This is a genomic window from Nitrosomonas marina (assembly GCF_900110145.1).
Taxonomy (GTDB): domain Bacteria; phylum Pseudomonadota; class Gammaproteobacteria; order Burkholderiales; family Nitrosomonadaceae; genus Nitrosomonas; species Nitrosomonas marina.
Genome location: NZ_FOCP01000011.1, coordinates 1 through 17,009, shown reverse-complemented (window position 1 = coordinate 17,009; position 17,009 = coordinate 1). Strand labels below are relative to the sequence as shown.

General features: G+C 50.6%; 15 protein-coding genes. 4 read left to right on the top strand and 11 right to left on the bottom strand.

Going from position 1 to position 17,009, the window contains the following annotated elements; genetic code table 11:
• Positions 1 to 15 precede the first annotated feature (15 nt).
• From BMX44_RS08985 to BMX44_RS08955, 7 genes are all read right to left on the bottom strand, one after another.
• On the bottom strand, positions 16 to 2,865 hold the full coding sequence (locus BMX44_RS08985; protein WP_090631542.1) for a 2-oxoglutarate dehydrogenase E1 component: 2,850 nt from the start codon (positions 2,863 to 2,865) through the stop codon (positions 16 to 18).
• Positions 2,866 to 2,894: 29 nt separating this feature from the next.
• The gene (gene gltA, locus BMX44_RS08980) at positions 2,895 to 4,193 is read right to left on the bottom strand and encodes a citrate synthase (protein ID WP_090631538.1); all 1,299 of its coding nucleotides are present in this window, start codon (positions 4,191 to 4,193) and stop codon (positions 2,895 to 2,897) included.
• Between the two features lie 130 nt (positions 4,194 to 4,323).
• On the bottom strand, positions 4,324 to 4,557 hold the full coding sequence (locus BMX44_RS08975) for an FAD assembly factor SdhE (protein ID WP_090631535.1): 234 nt from the start codon (positions 4,555 to 4,557) through the stop codon (positions 4,324 to 4,326).
• On the bottom strand, positions 4,554 to 5,249 hold the full coding sequence (locus BMX44_RS08970; RefSeq protein ID WP_090631532.1) for a succinate dehydrogenase iron-sulfur subunit: 696 nt from the start codon (positions 5,247 to 5,249) through the stop codon (positions 4,554 to 4,556). The genes BMX44_RS08975 and BMX44_RS08970 overlap by 4 nt, the downstream gene beginning before the upstream one ends.
• Before the next feature lie 156 nt (positions 5,250 to 5,405).
• The gene (gene der, locus BMX44_RS08965) at positions 5,406 to 6,806 is read right to left on the bottom strand and encodes a ribosome biogenesis GTPase Der (protein ID WP_090631528.1); all 1,401 of its coding nucleotides are present in this window, start codon (positions 6,804 to 6,806) and stop codon (positions 5,406 to 5,408) included.
• 177 nt (positions 6,807 to 6,983) lie between these two features.
• Positions 6,984 to 7,718 carry a DsbC family protein gene (locus tag BMX44_RS08960; RefSeq protein WP_090631525.1) on the bottom strand — a complete coding sequence of 245 codons (735 nt, stop codon included), beginning with the start codon at positions 7,716 to 7,718 and terminating at the stop codon, positions 6,984 to 6,986.
• A gap of 23 nt (positions 7,719 to 7,741) precedes the next feature.
• Entirely contained in the window at positions 7,742 to 8,911 is a 1,170-nt protein-coding gene (locus tag BMX44_RS08955; protein WP_090631841.1) for a UbiH/UbiF family hydroxylase, read from the bottom strand.
• Positions 8,912 to 9,044: 133 nt separating this feature from the next.
• Here BMX44_RS08955 and BMX44_RS08950 point away from each other — a divergent pair, with 133 nt between their 5' ends.
• From BMX44_RS08950 to BMX44_RS08940, 3 genes are all read left to right on the top strand, one after another.
• Positions 9,045 to 10,289: a lipoprotein-releasing ABC transporter permease subunit gene (locus BMX44_RS08950; RefSeq protein WP_090631522.1), complete on the top strand. Its 1,245-nt coding sequence runs from the start codon at positions 9,045 to 9,047 to the stop codon at positions 10,287 to 10,289.
• Positions 10,282 to 10,989 carry a lipoprotein-releasing ABC transporter ATP-binding protein LolD gene (gene lolD / locus BMX44_RS08945; RefSeq protein ID WP_090631519.1) on the top strand — a complete coding sequence of 236 codons (708 nt, stop codon included), beginning with the start codon at positions 10,282 to 10,284 and terminating at the stop codon, positions 10,987 to 10,989. Before BMX44_RS08950 ends, lolD begins: the two co-directional genes overlap by 8 nt.
• Positions 10,990 to 11,166: 177 nt before the next feature.
• Positions 11,167 to 12,858 carry an ABC transporter ATP-binding protein gene (locus tag BMX44_RS08940; RefSeq protein ID WP_090631516.1) on the top strand — a complete coding sequence of 564 codons (1,692 nt, stop codon included), beginning with the start codon at positions 11,167 to 11,169 and terminating at the stop codon, positions 12,856 to 12,858.
• On the opposite strand, the gene BMX44_RS08935 is transcribed toward BMX44_RS08940, so the two are convergent.
• The gene (locus BMX44_RS08935) at positions 12,815 to 13,162 is read right to left on the bottom strand and encodes a hypothetical protein (RefSeq protein WP_090631513.1); all 348 of its coding nucleotides are present in this window, start codon (positions 13,160 to 13,162) and stop codon (positions 12,815 to 12,817) included. The two genes, BMX44_RS08940 and BMX44_RS08935, sit on opposite strands and share 44 nt — an antisense overlap.
• 204 nt (positions 13,163 to 13,366) lie before the next feature.
• Here BMX44_RS08935 and BMX44_RS08930 point away from each other — a divergent pair, with 204 nt between their 5' ends.
• The gene (locus BMX44_RS08930) at positions 13,367 to 14,788 is read left to right on the top strand and encodes a dihydrolipoyl dehydrogenase (RefSeq protein ID WP_090631510.1); all 1,422 of its coding nucleotides are present in this window, start codon (positions 13,367 to 13,369) and stop codon (positions 14,786 to 14,788) included.
• Between the two features lie 104 nt (positions 14,789 to 14,892).
• Here BMX44_RS08930 and BMX44_RS08925 read toward each other — a convergent pair whose 3' ends face one another.
• From BMX44_RS08925 to BMX44_RS08915, 3 genes are all read right to left on the bottom strand, one after another.
• Positions 14,893 to 15,570 (bottom strand): glycine-rich domain-containing protein, encoded by a 678-nt coding sequence (locus BMX44_RS08925; protein WP_090631507.1) that lies wholly within the window; start codon positions 15,568 to 15,570, stop codon positions 14,893 to 14,895.
• Positions 15,571 to 15,872: 302 nt separating this feature from the next.
• Entirely contained in the window at positions 15,873 to 16,490 is a 618-nt protein-coding gene (locus BMX44_RS08920) for a hypothetical protein (protein WP_090631504.1), read from the bottom strand.
• Positions 16,491 to 16,697: 207 nt separating this feature from the next.
• Complete coding sequence (locus BMX44_RS08915; protein ID WP_218143943.1) at positions 16,698 to 16,862, bottom strand: hypothetical protein; 165 nt, start codon at positions 16,860 to 16,862, stop codon at positions 16,698 to 16,700.
• Between the last annotated feature and the right edge of the window lie 147 nt (positions 16,863 to 17,009).

Genomic DNA, 17,009 nt, shown 5'->3' with positions numbered 1-17,009 from the left:
TTTACTCTCCGTAGACTAAATTTTTTCTCGGAATGCGGCTTCAATAACTTCATTTTGTTGCATTTTATGTTTGGCCAGATAACCGACTGACGGTGAAGCTGAAGAGGGACGCAGTGCATAACCCAGCGTTTGCGAGGATTTCATGTTTCGCAGCAGGTAGTGCTGTATGCGGTGCCATGCACCCTGGTTGCCGGGTTCTTCCTGACACCAGATCACCTCTTTGGCTTTACTGTAGCGTTTGATTTCCTGTTTGAATTCTTCATGAGGAAAGGGGTACAGCTGCTCCAATCGGATAATCGCCATATCGGTTATTTCCTGCGCTTGCCGGTGTGCTCTCAGCTCATAATATATTTTTCCGCTGCACACAATCAGGCGTTTGACCTGTTTCGGTTCCAGTTTTTCTGTTTCGGATATTACCGGGTAAAACCTGCCGCTGGACAGTTCTTCCAGAGTCGATACCGATTCCTTGTGTCGCAGCATGCTCTTAGGACTCATGATAATCAGCGGCTTGCGCAACGGGCGAATCATCTGTCGTCGCAACAGATGAAACATTTGTGCTGGCGCGGAAGGAATGCATACCTGGATGTTATAGTCTGCGCAAAGCTGTAAATACCGTTCCAGTCGTGCGGAAGAGTGCTCCGGTCCCTGACCTTCATAGCCATGGGGAAGCATCATCACCAGACCGCACAGGCGTCCCCATTTGGCTTCGCCGGATGCGATGAACTGGTCGATGACTACTTGTGCGCCATTGGCAAAATCGCCGAACTGCGCTTCCCAGATGACCAGTTCCTGTGGCTGCGCGGTAGTGTATCCATACTCAAATCCCAGCACAGCTTCTTCAGACAAAATGGAGTTGATTGCGGTAAAATCCGGTTGCCCGGGCGATATGTGACGTAACGGCACGTAAATATTTCTATCTTCGAGTGAAGTATCCTGGTTGTGTAATACAGCATGCCTGTGAAAAAAAGTACCGCGTTCCGAATCCTGTCCGGAAATTCGGACAGGAAACCCTTCATACAGCAGCGCAGCATATGCCAGATTTTCTGCCATCCCCCAGTCCAGTGGCTGTTTACCCTGTCCCATCAGCCGGCGGTCGTCAATAATCTTTTCTACCCGCTTGTGCAGTATGAATTTTTCCGGAATATCCGTTAAGCGCACGGCCAGCTGCTTCAGTATATCCAGTGAAATTCCCGTTTTTACGGGCTGGTTCCATTTGAAAGGCTTTTTGAATGCTGCCCAGTTAACTGAAAAAGGGGACTTGTAGTTGTAACGGATTTTTTTGTTAGGGTTGACGCCAGCGTCCATCGCTTCACGGTACGCTTGTACCATGGCGTCAGCTTCGCCTTTTTTAATAACGCCTTCGGCCTCCAGCTTTTCCGCGTAGCGCTGGCGCGTTCCAGGATGCTGGCTGATAATCTGATACATTTTGGGCTGCGTTACCATTGGATCGTCCTGCTCGTTGTGGCCGAGACGACGGAAACAGACCATATCGATGACGACATCCTTGTGAAATTTCATTCGGAAGTCCAGTGCGAGTTCGGTAATCATGCTTACCGCTTCGGGGTCGTCACCGTTTACATGAAAAACGGGTGCCTCGATCATTTTGGCGACATCGGTACAATAAAGCGTGGAACGGCTCTCACGCGGATCAGATGTGGTAAAGCCAATCTGGTTGTTGATAATGATGTGTATCGTGCCGCCCGTGCCATAGCCACTCGTTTGTGACAGATTCAGCGTTTCCATGACGACACCCTGCCCGGCAAAAGCAGCGTCACCGTGAATCAGAACGGGCAGTACTTTGTCGCCCTGGCGATCATGAAAGCGGTGTTGGCGTGCGCGTACAGAGCCCTCTACTACCGGATTGACAATTTCCAGGTGCGACGGATTAAACGCCAAGGCAAGGCGCACCACGCCATCCGACGTATTGACTGCTGAGGAAAACCCCTGATGATATTTCACATCGCCAGATGGTAGATCTTCCACATATTTTTCTTCAAATTCACGAAAAAGATCTGCGGGCATTTTACCGAGTGTATTCACCAATACATTCAGTCTGGCGCGATGCGCCATGCCGATGACAATTTCATCAATATGCAGCTTCCCGGCACAGACGATCAGACAGTCGAGCAGGGGGATCAGGCTTTCGTTACCCTCGCCTGAGAACCGTTTCTGACCGATGTAGCGGGTGTGCAGGTATCGCTCCAGTCCTTCTGCAGCGCTCAGCCTCTCAAGAATAAATTTCTTGTATTCATGACTGTAATCCGGGTTGGACCGTTTGGTTTCCAGTCTGCTTTGCAGCCAGCGCTTTTGTTCCACGGAAGAAATGTACATGTACTCGGCGCCGACAGGGCCGCAATACGTCTCCTTGAGAATCTGAAGAATATCACGTAGCGGTGCGTGATCCGGACCTGCCAGAGAGCCCGTGTTGAATACGGTATCCATGTCTTTGTCGGAGAATCCGAAGTTGCTCGGATCGAGTTCCATCCGTAGCGGTTTATCCTCGAACTGCAGAGGGTCCAGTGCCGCCTGGCTCAAGCCAAGATAGCGGTACATGTTGATCAGCTGCAGCACCGCGACCTGCTTGCGGTCATCGGTATCGGTCTGGATGACTTCCGGCAGAACAATCATGCCGTCAATTTTGTCAGGTTTTCCTTCCTTTATCGGTTGCTGTTGCTGCTTGTCAGCGGTACCGGCACTTTTCACCAGTTGATTGACGGACAGCCCCGGTGTTTGCTGAATTTTATCAAAGTATTCACGCCATGCCGGTTCGACCGAAACGGGGTTATGCAGGTATTCTTCGTACATTGCCTCAACAAAAGGGGCGTTAGTGCCGAACAGCATGGAATCCTGCAACTGTTTATTCATTACTGGTAGTCCTGTCCGTCAGTTAGTTATTAATTACGAAAATCAGTCGGGACATCACGCATGGGGGTGCCCGTATACAGCTGGCGCGGACGGCCGATTTTGTAGTCAGGATCGGAAATCATTTCATTCCATTGAGCAACCCAGCCCACTGTGCGTGCCATTGCGAAGATTGCGGTGAACATAATGGTTGGAATGCCTAAGGCGCGTTGGACAATGCCGGAATAAAAATCGACATTCGGATAAAGTTTTCTGGAAATAAAATAATCGTCCTCGAGAGCAATTCTTTCAAGTTCCAGCGCGAGTTTGAATAGCCGGTCATTTTCAAGATCCAGTACGTTCAATACTTCATGACAGGTCTCGCGCATTAGTTTTGCACGGGGGTCGAAATTTTTATATACGCGGTGACCAAAACCCATCAGCCGATAGTTTTCATCGGGATCTTTGGCGCGTTTGATATAGTCGTTGATGCGGGAAACGTCGCCGATCTCCTCGAGCATGTGAAGACAGGCCTCATTTGCGCCGCCATGCGCTGGTCCCCATAAACATGCTATACCGGCAGCGATACAGGCAAATGGGTTGGCACCGCTGGAACCGGCCAGTCGTACCGTGGATGTTGAAGCATTCTGCTCATGATCGGCATGCAAAATCAGAATACGGTCGAGCGCGCGTACAATTTTGGGGTCGGCTTTATAGCGTTCTGTAGGTAATGAGAACATCATGTGCAGAAAGTTTTCAGCATAGCTGAGGTCGTTGCGTGGATAGACATATGGCTGGCCGATGTTGTATTTATACGCCATCGCGGCGATAGTCGGCATTTTTGCGATCAATCGCATTGCAGACAATTCACGGTGGCTCGCATCGGATATATCCAGCGCATCATGATAAAACGCAGATAAAGCGCCCACGACACCCACCATGACAGCCATTGGGTGAGCATCCCTGCGAAATCCGCTGAAAAGTTTGACCAGCTGTTCATGCAGCATAGTATGATGCTTGATGACACCATCGAATTCGGTTTTTTCTGTTGCTTTTGGCAACTCTCCGTGCAACAGAAGGTAGCAGATTTCGATAAAGTCGCATTGTCTTGCGAGTTGTTCAATCGGATAACCGCGATATAGCAGAACACCTTTTCCGCCATCAATAAACGTGATTTCGGAACTATTGCTGGCAGTCGATAAAAAACCCGGATCATAGGTAAACAAACCACTTTTGGCATGTAATTTGCGGATATCCACCACATCGGGACCCATGGTGCCGGATATGACAGGAAGCTCAATGGCTTCGCCGCCAGTGCTAAGACTCAAGGTTGCTGTACCTTTTTGCGTCATATTAGTTCTCCATGTATTGCATCAATTCGATCACCGAATATTTTGTTATATTACCGTTACCTGAACGTTACACATTGTAGCAACAAAATACTGTAGGCTTGTGTTTGCAGGCGGTCGAGTTTCTGGTCGGCTAACTTTCCTGCAACAATTTTAATACCGGCAACTGATCATCGTCTATCGCTGATTTTCTGGCACAGATCATGTCCCATAAATCACTGTCGGACAATGACAGCAGTCTATCGAACTGTAACAGCTCTCTTGTACTGAGTTGCCGGTAATGTTTATCCATAAAACGCAGTAAAATAATGTCCAGTTCCAACATACCCCGGCGGCAGCGCCAGCGAGCGCGTTCAAATTCCTTCATACCGTTCTTTTGACCATCATATCTTTTATTTTGCCGATTGCTTCAGTGGGATTGAGGCCTTTCGGACAAGCATCCACGCAATTCATAATCGAATGACAGCGGAACAGGCGGTAAGGATCTTCAAGATAATCGAGCCGTTCAGCAGTCGCCTGATCACGGCTGTCGGCAAGAAAGCGATAGGCCTGCAACAATCCCGCAGGGCCGACAAATTTGTCCGGATTCCACCAGAAAGATGGGCAGGCGGTTGTACAGCAGGCGCATAAGATACATTCGTATGCACCCTCTAATGCTGCGCGCTCTTCAGGTGACTGCAGACGTTCTGTCTCCGGTGGCGGGTTGTTATTGATCAAATACGGCTTGATCGAATGATATTGGTTGAAAAACTGCGTCATATCGACAATCAGGTCGCGAATCACCGGCAATCCCGGCAGCGGACGTATTTCAATAGGTTGTTTCAGGCTTTTTAGCGGTGTGATACAGGCCAGTCCGTTGCGTCCGTTGATATTCATCGCATCCGAACCGCACACGCCTTCTGAGCATGAACGTCTTAAACTCAAACTGTCATCAACGGATTTAATTCGCAAGAGCGCATCCAGCAGCATTTTATCGGTTGCCGCCAGTTCGATCTCATAATCCTGCATGTACGGTTTTTCATCTTTATCAGGATCATATCGGTATATGGAAAATTTCATCGCAGACTCCTATTTCTATGTACACAATTACTTCGAATCCAGGCGCGATTACGAAACCAAGATTGCAGTTTAACAGATGGACGTTGTTATGACACAGCTTAAAACGAATGGGTTCTTAGAAAGCTGTTTTGGCCGCCTGATCCAGTAGACGGCCTCTTAACCATATTTTTTTCGGTTACGTCGACGGCGGTTGCGCGCCCGTCGTATCTCCGCTTCGGATGGTGGTGCAGGCTTTTTGTCCGCATATGGATTATGTCCGGCCTTAAATGTAATGCGTAAGGGTGTTCCGGTAAGCTTAAAAGCCTCGCGAAAAAAGTTTTCGAGGTAGCGCTGATAAGTGTCCGGCACGTGTTCGAGCATGCTCCCGTGTATTACTACAATCGGTGGGTTCGTGCCGCCTTGATGCGCGTAGCGCAATTTGGGGCGGGACATTCCACCGCGTGGCGGTGCGTGTTTCTCTACCGCCGCATGCAAGGCACGCGTTAATTGCGGCGTGGATAAGTCAGCCATTGCCGCTGCGTACGCCTGGTTGACCGACACCAGTAATCTCAGTGTGCCGGTTCCTTTGAGCGCGGATATAAAATGCAGTTTGGCAAAGTTGAGAAACCCGAGTTTTCGCGCCAGTTCGTGTTTGATACATTCGCGTTGATACTGATCCAGTCCGTCCCATTTGTTGACTGCTACAACCAGGGCTTTTCCGGACTGTAATATGAAATCGGCAATATGTGCGTCCTGTTCGGCAATTTCACTTCTGGCGTCAAGCACCAAAACGACGACATTGGCGTCTTCGATGGCCTGTAACGTCTTGATAGCTGAAAACTTCTCAACAGTTTCCTTGACCTTGCCCCGCTTTCGCAAACCCGCTGTATCGATTAGCGTGTACTGTGTGCCGTTGTGATCGAAATCAATGTAAATACTGTCGCGTGTAGTGCCTGGCTGATCAAAGGCAATCACGCGCTCTTCACCCAGCAGGGTATTGACCAGCGTTGACTTGCCCACATTGGGACGGCCAACGATCGCAATTTTTGGGTGTTTACTGGTTTGCTCGGCTTCTTCTTCAAGGGCAGGAAAATCTGCAAGTGCCAGTGCAACCAGCTCATTCACATGATCACCGTGCAGCGCCGAGATAGCATGGGGTTTACCCAGGCCGAGTTCAAAAAACTCGGCGGTAACAACGTCGTCAACCATGCCTTCAGCCTTGTTGACGACCAGCAGAATGTTGCGGTCTTTTTTTCGCAGTTGTTCGGCAATGATTTTATCTTGTGCGGTTATTCCCTGGCGGGCGTCCACAATGAACAATGCTTGGTCGGCCTCGTCGATTGCCTGCAGTGATTGTTGTGCCATCGCATACATGATGCCGTCGCTGGTGACCGGTTCCAGCCCGCCGGTGTCCATGACCAGATACGGTCTGTCGCCAATCCTGCCATGTCCGTAGCGCCGGTCGCGTGTAAGTCCGGGTATGTCCGCCACGAGTGCATCTCGGCTGCGCGTCAGCCGGTTAAAAAGCGTGGATTTGCCGACATTGGGGCGGCCGACCAGGACGAGCGTAGGTTTCATTTTGGTTGGTAGGTGACTGAATGATCGCAAGTTTGAGCATTCAGCAGGTCTTGCTTCATGCTTCAATAAAATAGTTATCAGGCTCTATGATGAATTGCTAGAGTAGTAATGCGTTATAGGACAGTTTTACAACCGACTTGTTCGATTTCTATCGGTTTAACACCTGTAGAGTTGCTATTACCGGTCAGCGGTGGCGGCACTTTGCAACCGCTCTTCAATTGCTTCAGCCGGTATCATGCCGCCAACAATGGAGCCATCGGCAAAAATCAATGTGGGTGTGCCTGTGACCCTGTTTTCCTGACCTGATCTGACCAGCGTTGGCAGCGGTGTCTCGCAGTCCTTGTCTTTTGGCTTGATACCCCTGAGCATAAAGTCATCCCAGGCTTTGATTTGGTCCTGTGCACACCATATAGAGGTGGATAATTCCATTGAACCTCTTAATACCGGATACAGCAGTGTGTAAATCGTTACGTCGGTAATATTCAGCAGTTCTTTTTCCAGTTGCTTGCAGTAAGGACAGTTGGGATCGGTGAAAACGGCGAGTCTGCGTTCGCCGTTACCCTTGACGATCTTAATGGCAAATTCAAGCGGCAGTGTATCAAGCGGAATCCTGCGTGCTGCCTTGATTTCCTGCAAGCGTTCATTGGTCACGCTGGTTCTCGTCTTGGTATCGACAATGTGTCCAAAGAAAAAATACTCGGCTTTCTCATCGGTATAAAAGAGTTCGCCGCCAACCAGGGCTTCATACAGGCCCAGATAAGGGGTCTTACGCAGGCTTTCAATTTTCGCGCCCGGAAAATGCGGAGCCAGGGCTTTCCTGACAGTATCTTCATCAGCCAGGGCCGGGCTGTAAAAAAAACAAATTAATAGAATTAGAACGAATTGCTTTAAAAGTGCTGCATGCATAACCATTATGGCTCCTTGTAAATTTCAGATTAACTCAGTGCGTGCTGCATCAACCGGTTTTTAATCAAAGGCAGCCGGTCGGTAATCTCCAGACCTAAATTCCGTAACCGTGCAAGTGTGGGATCAGGATTGATAAACAGCTTTTGCAGACTGTCGGTGACCAGTTCCAATGCCAGAATATCTTCTTTGCGCGCACATTCATACCGACGCAACAGAATAAAATCCCCGATATCGGACTGTAAACCGCGATCATTGAGAATTTCGGCAAGTTTTCGCACGTCGCGCAGACCAAGATTGACGCCTTGCCCGGCCAACGGGTGTATGCCATGCGCTGCATCGCCGACGAGCACCAACCGTGGTTTAACCAGGTTGCTGACATGGACAAAATTCAGTGGAAAACCGGTCGCCGGCGTAATCAACTGCAATTCGCCAAGGGTATGTGAAGCAGCCGTTTCGACATGCTGGCAAAGCTGATCGGCCGATAATGCGCGTAGCTCGGCGGCATGTTCCTCGTCGGTCGACCAGACCATGGAAACCCGGTTGCCGGGTAGCGGCAATAGCGCCATCACGCCATCACGCCTGAACCATTGATGTGCAACATGACGATGAGACAACCGGGTATTGAAATTGGCAACTACGCCAATTTGCTGATAGGGATGGCGATTAACCTCGATGTCTGCCTGCTGACGTACCCATGAATTGACCCCGTCTGCGCCGACAACAAGCGCTGCGTCTATCTGGCGGCCATCTTCGAGTTGTATTTCAGCGTGCGATTCATGCCAGCTGATGGCAGTGCATCGTGTCGGGCAAATAATCTCCAGATTATCATTTTGTGGTTGTATTGCTGTCCAAACGGCAGTTTGCAGCTGCCGGTTTTCGACAATACAGGCCAGTTCGGACACGCCGATTTCATATGCGCTGAAATGAATGCACGAACTGCTGTCGTCCCCAAAAACCGCCATGTCATAGACTGGCGCAACACGGGATAATTCCATTCGCTGCCAGATTGCGTGATCGTGCAAAAACGCAACGCTACCCGGGCTGATTGCGTACACGCGACTGTCCCAGCTGCTATCATCCGGTATGGGTGACGGTTCCCGAGACTCGATTAGAGCTATCCTCAGTCCGCTGTTCTTCAGCGCAGCCACAAGGCTGGCACCCACCAGTCCACCGCCGATTACGACCATATCAAATTTCATGGAATGATTATACATTTGCTTTGCGCCGGAGTGAAAAAACAAATTACGTTGATTGAACAAGTCAGGCTATCTACTCATTCTGGGCTAATTATGGCACACTTGCTAACTTTATTAATCTAGGCATTTATTTTTTGTGTCTCCATACGAGCTCTTTATCGGTTTGCGTTACACCCGAGCAAAAAAACGCAATCATTTCATTTCGTTTATTTCACTGATTTCTCTACTAGGTATTACGCTGGGCATGACTGCTTTGATTACGGTCATGTCTGTAATGAACGGATTCCAGAAAGAAGTGCGTGCGCGCATTCTCGGTGTCGCTTCTCATGTGCAAATCAATGGCTTCGATAACCGATTGTCCAACTGGCAGGCACTGGCTGAAGAGGCATCCAGACATCCGTCGGTGGAAGGTGCCGCACCTTTTGTCAATGCGCAGGGAATGGTGTCCTATGATCAGGTAGTGCATGGCGCAATTGTGCGCGGTATTCTGCCTGATGCAGAAAATCACGTTGCCGATTTCTCTGATATGATGGTCAGCGGTGAACTGGAAAATCTTATACCGGGTGATTTCGGCATTGTCATCGGCATGGAACTGGCGCGCAGTCTGGGTGCGTTCAGGGGCGACAAAATTGTGTTGATTTCACCGCAAGGGCAGGTGACGCCTGCAGGGATACTGCCACGGCTGAAGCAGTTTACCGTCGTTGGAATTTTTGAAGCAGGGCATTTTGAGTATGATTCCGGACTGGTGCTGATCCACATGGCTGATGCACAGAAACTATATCGTATGGACGATCATGTTTCCGGGGTGCGTTTAAAATTAAGTGATATGTTTCTGGCGCCGAAGGTTGTCAACGATTTGATTCATTCACTGACCGGTCCTTATTATGTTACCGATTGGACGCAGCAACATGCGAACTATTTTCGCGCTATACAGATCGAAAAACGGATGTTGTCGCTGATTCTGGCCTTGATCATAGCCGTGGCGGCTTTTAATATCGTATCGACGCTGGTCATGGCTGTTACCGACAAACAGTCAGATATTGCTATTTTGCGCACGCTGGGTGCGAGTCCTCGCAGCATTATGAAAATTTTTATTGTTCAGGGGACTTTTATCGGCGTGGCCGGCACCATTCTGGGTGTAACCGGGGGCGTCCTGCTGGCCTATAACGTCGGAGAGGTTGTCGCGTTCATCGAATGGGTTTTCAGCGTGGAATTTCTGTCGAACGAGATTTATTACATCAGCAAGATTCCAACCGATCCACAGACAACGGATATAGTCACTGTTGCCGTAGTATCGTTTATCTTGAGTCTGCTTGCGACCATTTATCCGAGTTACCGGGCATCCAAGGTGAATCCGGCGGAGGCGCTGCGTTATGAATGATACTGCTGGCGCAGCCGGGGACAACGTTGTGATCGCCTGTCGTCAACTGTTCAAACAGTTCGATCAGGGAGAACTGGAAGTCTCTGTCCTGAAGGGCGTGGACCTGGAAATCTACAGTGGTGAAATGATGGCCATTGTAGGGGCTTCCGGCTCGGGTAAAAGCACGCTGCTGCATTTGCTGGGCGGACTTGACAAACCAAGCAGCGGAGAGATCAATATTCTGGGGCAGAATATCGCCGCGATGGATGAATGGACACGCTGCAGGCTGCGAAACGGTTCGCTGGGATTCATATATCAGTTTCATCATTTGCTGCCCGAGTTTACCGCACTGGAAAATGTCGCCATGCCTCTGCTGATTAGGCGCATGGCAGCTGGCGAAGCACAGGAGCGCGCCGCTGCAGTGCTGCAGCAGGTCGGACTGGGCCACCGGTTGGCACATAACCCGGGCGAGTTATCCGGTGGCGAACGGCAGCGCGCTGCCGTGGCTCGCGCGCTGGTCACCGAGCCGGCGTGTATTCTGGCGGACGAGCCAACCGGTAATCTTGATCGCCAAACCGCCGAAGCTGTCTTTGATTTGATGCTCGAACTGAATGAAAAAGTGAATGCCAGTCTTGTCGTTGTTACGCACGATCAGCAGCTCGCCGCGCGTGCCAAACGAATCAAGCAGCTGATTGACGGCGTACTGCAGGACGTTACATAAGCTGTAGTATTATGCAGCCTGGCGTCTCTGATTTTTTTGCAACACGCCTATTTCGACTGAGTTGACTATTGTCTGGTTGCAGGCAATAACCAAGCGCTTTCAGGTAAGATAGACAGTTTTTTGTAACTGTTCAACCCATTTCGTTCAAAAACAAACAAACCGTTCTCAAACAAATCAATGCGAACGCTCATTACATATATCATGGTTTTTCCGCGCCGCAGCGCTTTCGTGCTGTTCGCGCTGCTTATCGCCGGCGTGGCTGAAGGACTCAGTCTGACGGCCTTATTGCCGCTGTTATCTATCGCAGTCGGAGAATCATCCGGTGAATCCGGTATCGGCAAATTTATGGTGGACATTCTCCAGAAAATTGGTATTGAGCCGACGCTGGATATGATTTTAATCATTATCGTTGCCGGTATGTTTACGAAAGGGCTGATATTGCTGCTGGCCAACCGTCAGGTTGGTTATACGGTCGCACATGTTGCGACGGCGCTGCGTTTGAGCCTGATCGAAGCTTTGCTGGCCAGTCGCTGGCAATATTATCTGCGTCAACCTGTCGGCTCGCTTGCCAATTCGGTGGCCACGGAAGCGTATCGTGCGGCCAATGGATTTGAGCATAGTGTAATCGTACTCGCGCTGGCTATTCAGGTGCTTGTCTATGCGGTGGTTGCCGTGTTTATATCCTGGGAAGCGACGCTGGCTTCCCTGTTAATCGGTCTTTTTCTGCTGCTCGTTCTGCACCGGCTGGTACGCGCAACCCGTCGTGCAGGCGCGAGCCAGACGCAATTGTTACGCTATCTGCTGGCGTACCTGTCGGACGTATTGAATTCAGTCAAATCGCTTAAAGCCATGGCGCGCGACAATGTCGCCGACGCAATTCTGCACGATCAAACCAAACAGCTGGAAAAAGCCACGCGGCACGAAGTCATGAGCCGTGCGGCATTGATGGCGTTACAGGAACCGATACTTGCGGCCATCACCGCCGCTGGTCTGTATCTGGCGCTGGTTATCTGGGAACTGTCGCTACCCGAGGTGATGGTGATGGTTTTTCTGTTGACACGCATACTGGGGCTACTTAACAAAACGCAGCGTAAATATCAGCAGCTCGCCGTGCAGGAAAGCGCCTACTGGGCATTGCGTAAAGCTGCTGAAGATGCCGCAGCGGCTGCCGAGCGCAATTCCGGTACGGGCGAGCCCACCCTTAATCAGAATATAGTGCTGCATAACGTGCAGTTCAGCTATGGTGAAAAATCGATTTTCGACAATTTGAAACTTGAAATTCCGATTCGAACATTTACCGCTGTGACCGGCCCTTCGGGTGTGGGCAAGAGCACCCTGATTGATTTGCTGTGCGGACTGGCGGAACCTGATAGTGGCGAAGTGCTGATTGATGGCAAACCACTGCATGATATCGACTTGCGTAAATGGCGACATATGATCGGTTATGTATCACAGGATACGATCCTGCTGCACGACACCATTGTGAACAACATTCTGGTTGGCGAACCCGCACTGACTGAAGCGGATGCCGAGCGTGCGTTGCGCAAGGCGGGCGCGTGGGAATTTGTCAGCGCGCTGCCCGATGGCATGCAGTCGGTTGTCGGTGAACGGGGCGGGATGTTGTCTGGCGGACAACGCCAGCGCATTGCGATCGCGCGGGCGCTGGCGCATGGCCCGGCTTTTTTGATCATGGATGAACCGACCAGTGCGCTGGATCCAGAGAGCGAAAAAAATATCTGTGAAACATTACAGCAACTTTCCAGTCAACTGACGATTATTGCAGTGTCGCACCAGCCAGCCGTTATCAATGCGGCAGACAGGGTGTTCATACTGTCACATGGAGAAGCAAAAACGCTGTCACATGGATAGAGTGCCCGGGCGCGTTAACAATGAACAGAAATAATTTGCTGATTGATAGCTCGCTCAGGCCGGATGCACTGAAATACAGCTGTTCGATCGTTACTACTTGCTGTTTTGTATTTTTTCGTTCGGTGTCATACGCATCATAAGACATCTGCGGGTGCTGTAGCGGACGCTGATCAATCCGGGGGTGTATATTGGTTTCCTGTGTTTTCCATCCTTCGTACATGCTGCGGTAGAACTGCTCTTTACCGGCGCACCCTGCCGTGATAATGAGAAGCGAGGCTGAGGCAATAATCAAGCGTGCATGCATGTGGTTTCTTTCCGGTTGACTGTTAATGGTTCAAATTGTATGTGAAAAGCACGCCGGTCTGGTATTCTGTTACAAACATGCTGCGTGGATGCAATTGATATCACAGTCGGATACAGCGATATTCATCAGGGTAGTGCTATCAAGATGTCACTGCGCGTCATTTCAGCAGAGTATTTTTAGACTTTTATGTGATCTATATGAACTATGGCAACTCGACAAGCGGATATCGTCATTATTGGCGCTGGAACAGCGGGTCTGGCCGCGTATAGCGCTGCAAAACATAAAACCCGGAATATTGTTTTAATTAATGAGGGCCATTACGGTACGACGTGCGCCCGTGTAGGATGTATGCCCAGCAAGGTGTTTATCCAGACTGCCAACGATTATCATCGACGGCATCAGCTGGCGAAACAGGGTATTCATGGCGGCGATCGGTTATTTATCCGCACAGAGGAGGCGCTTCGACATGTCAGATCGATGCGCGACTATTTTGTCAGCTTCGTGATGGAGTCGATTGAGGATATCGACGAAAACAACATGCACGGTAAAGCGCGGTTTCTGGAGCCCGACACGCTTCAGGTCGGCGATCAGACCATTCAGGCCGGCAAGGTCATTCTGGCCAGCGGCTCCACACCGTTCATTCCCGAACCGCTGAAAGCCATTCGCGACAAAAACCGAAATAGTGTTTTAACAACCGACGAATTGTTCGAACTGGAAATCCTGCCGGAATCAGTGGCAGTCATTGGAACGGGTCCGCTGGGTCTGGAACTCGGTCAGGCGATGCACCGGATGGGAGTCACAACGCATCTGTTTGGCCGTTCGCGCACCGTGGGTGGCTTGACTGATGCGGATGTGATCGAGTACGCCATCAAAACATTTCAGGAAGAACTGTCGTTGAGTTACGCTCAGGAGCTCTGTTACGAATCGTGTGGTGATGAAGTTGCCATTTCCTGGCAGGAAGGACAAGATACCAGGCATATTCAGGTCAAAACCGTCCTGGCCGCAACCGGGCGGCGACCGAATGTGCGTAACCTGGGCCTGGAAGAAATCGGTGTGCCGTTCACTGATGCCGGCGTGCCGGAATACAATCCGGAGACGATGCAGATTGCGGATTTTCCAATTTTCATAGCGGGTGATGTTACCGGTGTGCGACCGGTTCTTCATGAAGCCAGCGATGAAGGGCGGATTGCAGGGTGGAACTGCGTTAATGAGACTGCTGCGTTTCAGCGTCGTACGCCGCTGGCCATTACCTTTTCCGAGCCCAACATAGTACGCGTGGGCAAACCACGGCGAAAATTGACTGAAGGTGAGTACCATACCGGAGAGGTTTTGTTCGATTCACAGGGGCGCGCTACCATCCAGCAATATAACAAAGGCATGCTGCATATATTTGGTGATAAGCACAGCGGCGTTTTGCTGGGTGCGGAGATGATCGCGCCCGCTGGAGAACATATGGGCCATCTGCTGTCCTGGGCGATTGAGAACAGAATGACTGTTTTTGACGCTTTGGCAGCGCCGTTTTACCATCCGGTTGTAGAAGAAGGTCTGCGCACCTGTTTGCGTGATCTGGCCGAAAAAATCGACCCGAGTCGCCGGGGCCTGGAAATCAGGTTTAAAAGCAATTAATGGATAAACAAAATGATATCGATAGCTTTTACCGTTTTCTCAGATATGTAGAAAACAGTGCTAAAAGGACTGCGGAATTCACATCAGTACCGTGTGACTGTTGATCAATCGCCGCCGCAACCGCTGCTGCATCCACCGGCCCCCCCTGACTCGCTGAATATTCCGCCGCCGGAACTCGATGGTTCCGAATCGCCGCCGCATCCCGATGCACAGCCGATATGCGCCGCGCAATAGCCGCTGCCATAGTCCGGCGAGGACTTGTCCCGGCAATTGAGTGAATATCGAAAACCGTCCTCAATGTTCAATCTGCTGTCGATGGCAAACAGCAGCGGCAGATACGACGGGGTATCTGGATTGATATTCTCTTTTGCGCAGGCCAGACGCCAGGCCCGTTTGATCCCGGCCTGTGCCTGAGTTGGCGTCCGCATGACTTCGGTGGGTGTATGGTGCAGAAATCTGCCAAGCGCTTTTTTGCAGAAATACCGGTAGTTTCGGGTAAACAGGATGAACTCATGCCACGCCACATCCACTACCTGGGAGGGCATTGATACTGTTCTGTATTTGGCCTGATTGCACAGATGAAAATAGTCGCGCAGTGCATCAAAGACAAGATCAATATCATTTTGTGACAGGTGCGGGTATTGTGTGCTGATTTTTCGCGTCAGGCTTGAGGGGAACTGGTAATGATCGATAAAATCAAGTTGCCTTGACTGTTTTCCTTTGTAAAAATAATAGACCGCAACGGCTATCATGCCGATCAGCGCGATGACTCCAACTGACATGTGTTTATCCCTAGAGATTTGTCACTCTGAAGCAGGATATTGTGCCAGTTACACGATGTCTGTCATTGGAGAAAATACGGGTGAAACAGGTGCTATATCGCATTTAATAAAGCTCGGTGAGTGATCGCGCCAGCGTGTGCTGACAATGGACGTTGCGATCATGCATGTGCACTTGCCAACAAATTCCAAAACGGCCATGATGGATGATACTGTTCAGGGGCCGGTAACACTGAGATTGAACGCGTGTTGCTTCGCCTTGACCGGCCTTTTGGCCGGTTGGCCGCGACTTGTATAGGTTACCGTCAAACGTCACAGGGCATAACGCGTATTACCCGTGGATCGTCGGCAAATTCAAGCAGTAAGCGTCGCACGCGTTCCTGCCAGGCGCTGGCGAAATCAGATCTCTGCTGATCATCGGCGCACTCCTGCAGGATAGCCATCAGTCGTTCACCTTGAGCGGGGTCGGCGGGTATCGGCGATACATCGAGTGAAACCGCTACACTAACCTGGTTATCAAGGCGTGTGAAAACAATGGCTTCCGTTTCGCGCTGTTGTGAGAACGTAAGCAGGCCTCTGCGCCGGAAATGGCCGCGTATTCCTTGAAAGCCGTTATGGGCCGCCGCACCTGTGAGCAGTGTCAACACCTGCGCAATGACGCCGGTTGTGCCCTCATCTTCCGGTGCTGGCATGTGCACGGCGATGTTGCCGCGTTCGGCAGGCCCGTCCGGATAGAGTGCAGACAGTGCCGCACGCCCTATCAGAAATGCACCCGCGACCGTCGGGCAGGAATGTCCGGCCAGACGAACTGCATCCTGATATTGATAGTCGAGCAGTCCGTCACGTGCTGCACCCAGTGTGGCGGCAAATGGATCGAACGTGCGTACAACCGGTGCTTCGGCATAAAAATCGGGAAAATTCACACTGATCTCCTTTGGTTTGGAATTAAATTGAACAGAGCCCGCATACCCGGTTTATCCCGATCAAGCAGGCGAAAAACGTATATCACTGTTGGACCATACTGTTTTCGGTTTGTAAAATCAATCCGTGTATGGACCATCCGGTTGATAGAGGGGCACATCATGTGCGGCGTACGCAAGGTTGCCATTGATCGATGGGTAAGCCAAAAGCTAGCGCATGCCGGATTGATGTCCGGTCAGCCAGTGCCGGGCGATTTCTTCGCGCCGGCATACCCAGGCCCGGTCATGATTTTGTACATAATCGAGAAAACGGGCCAGTGCCATTGCACGTGACGGATGCCCGCTAATTCTGCCATGCAGGCCGACGCTCATCATTTTCGGACAGCGCTCGCCTTCCTGCCACAGCAGATCGAATGCGTCCTTTAACGACCCAGACTGTGTGAAAACCCAATTGGTTATATAATTTTACTTTCCAGTTAATTGGAGTATTCCATGAGTAGGTTCATTGAGGGCGAAGCACGG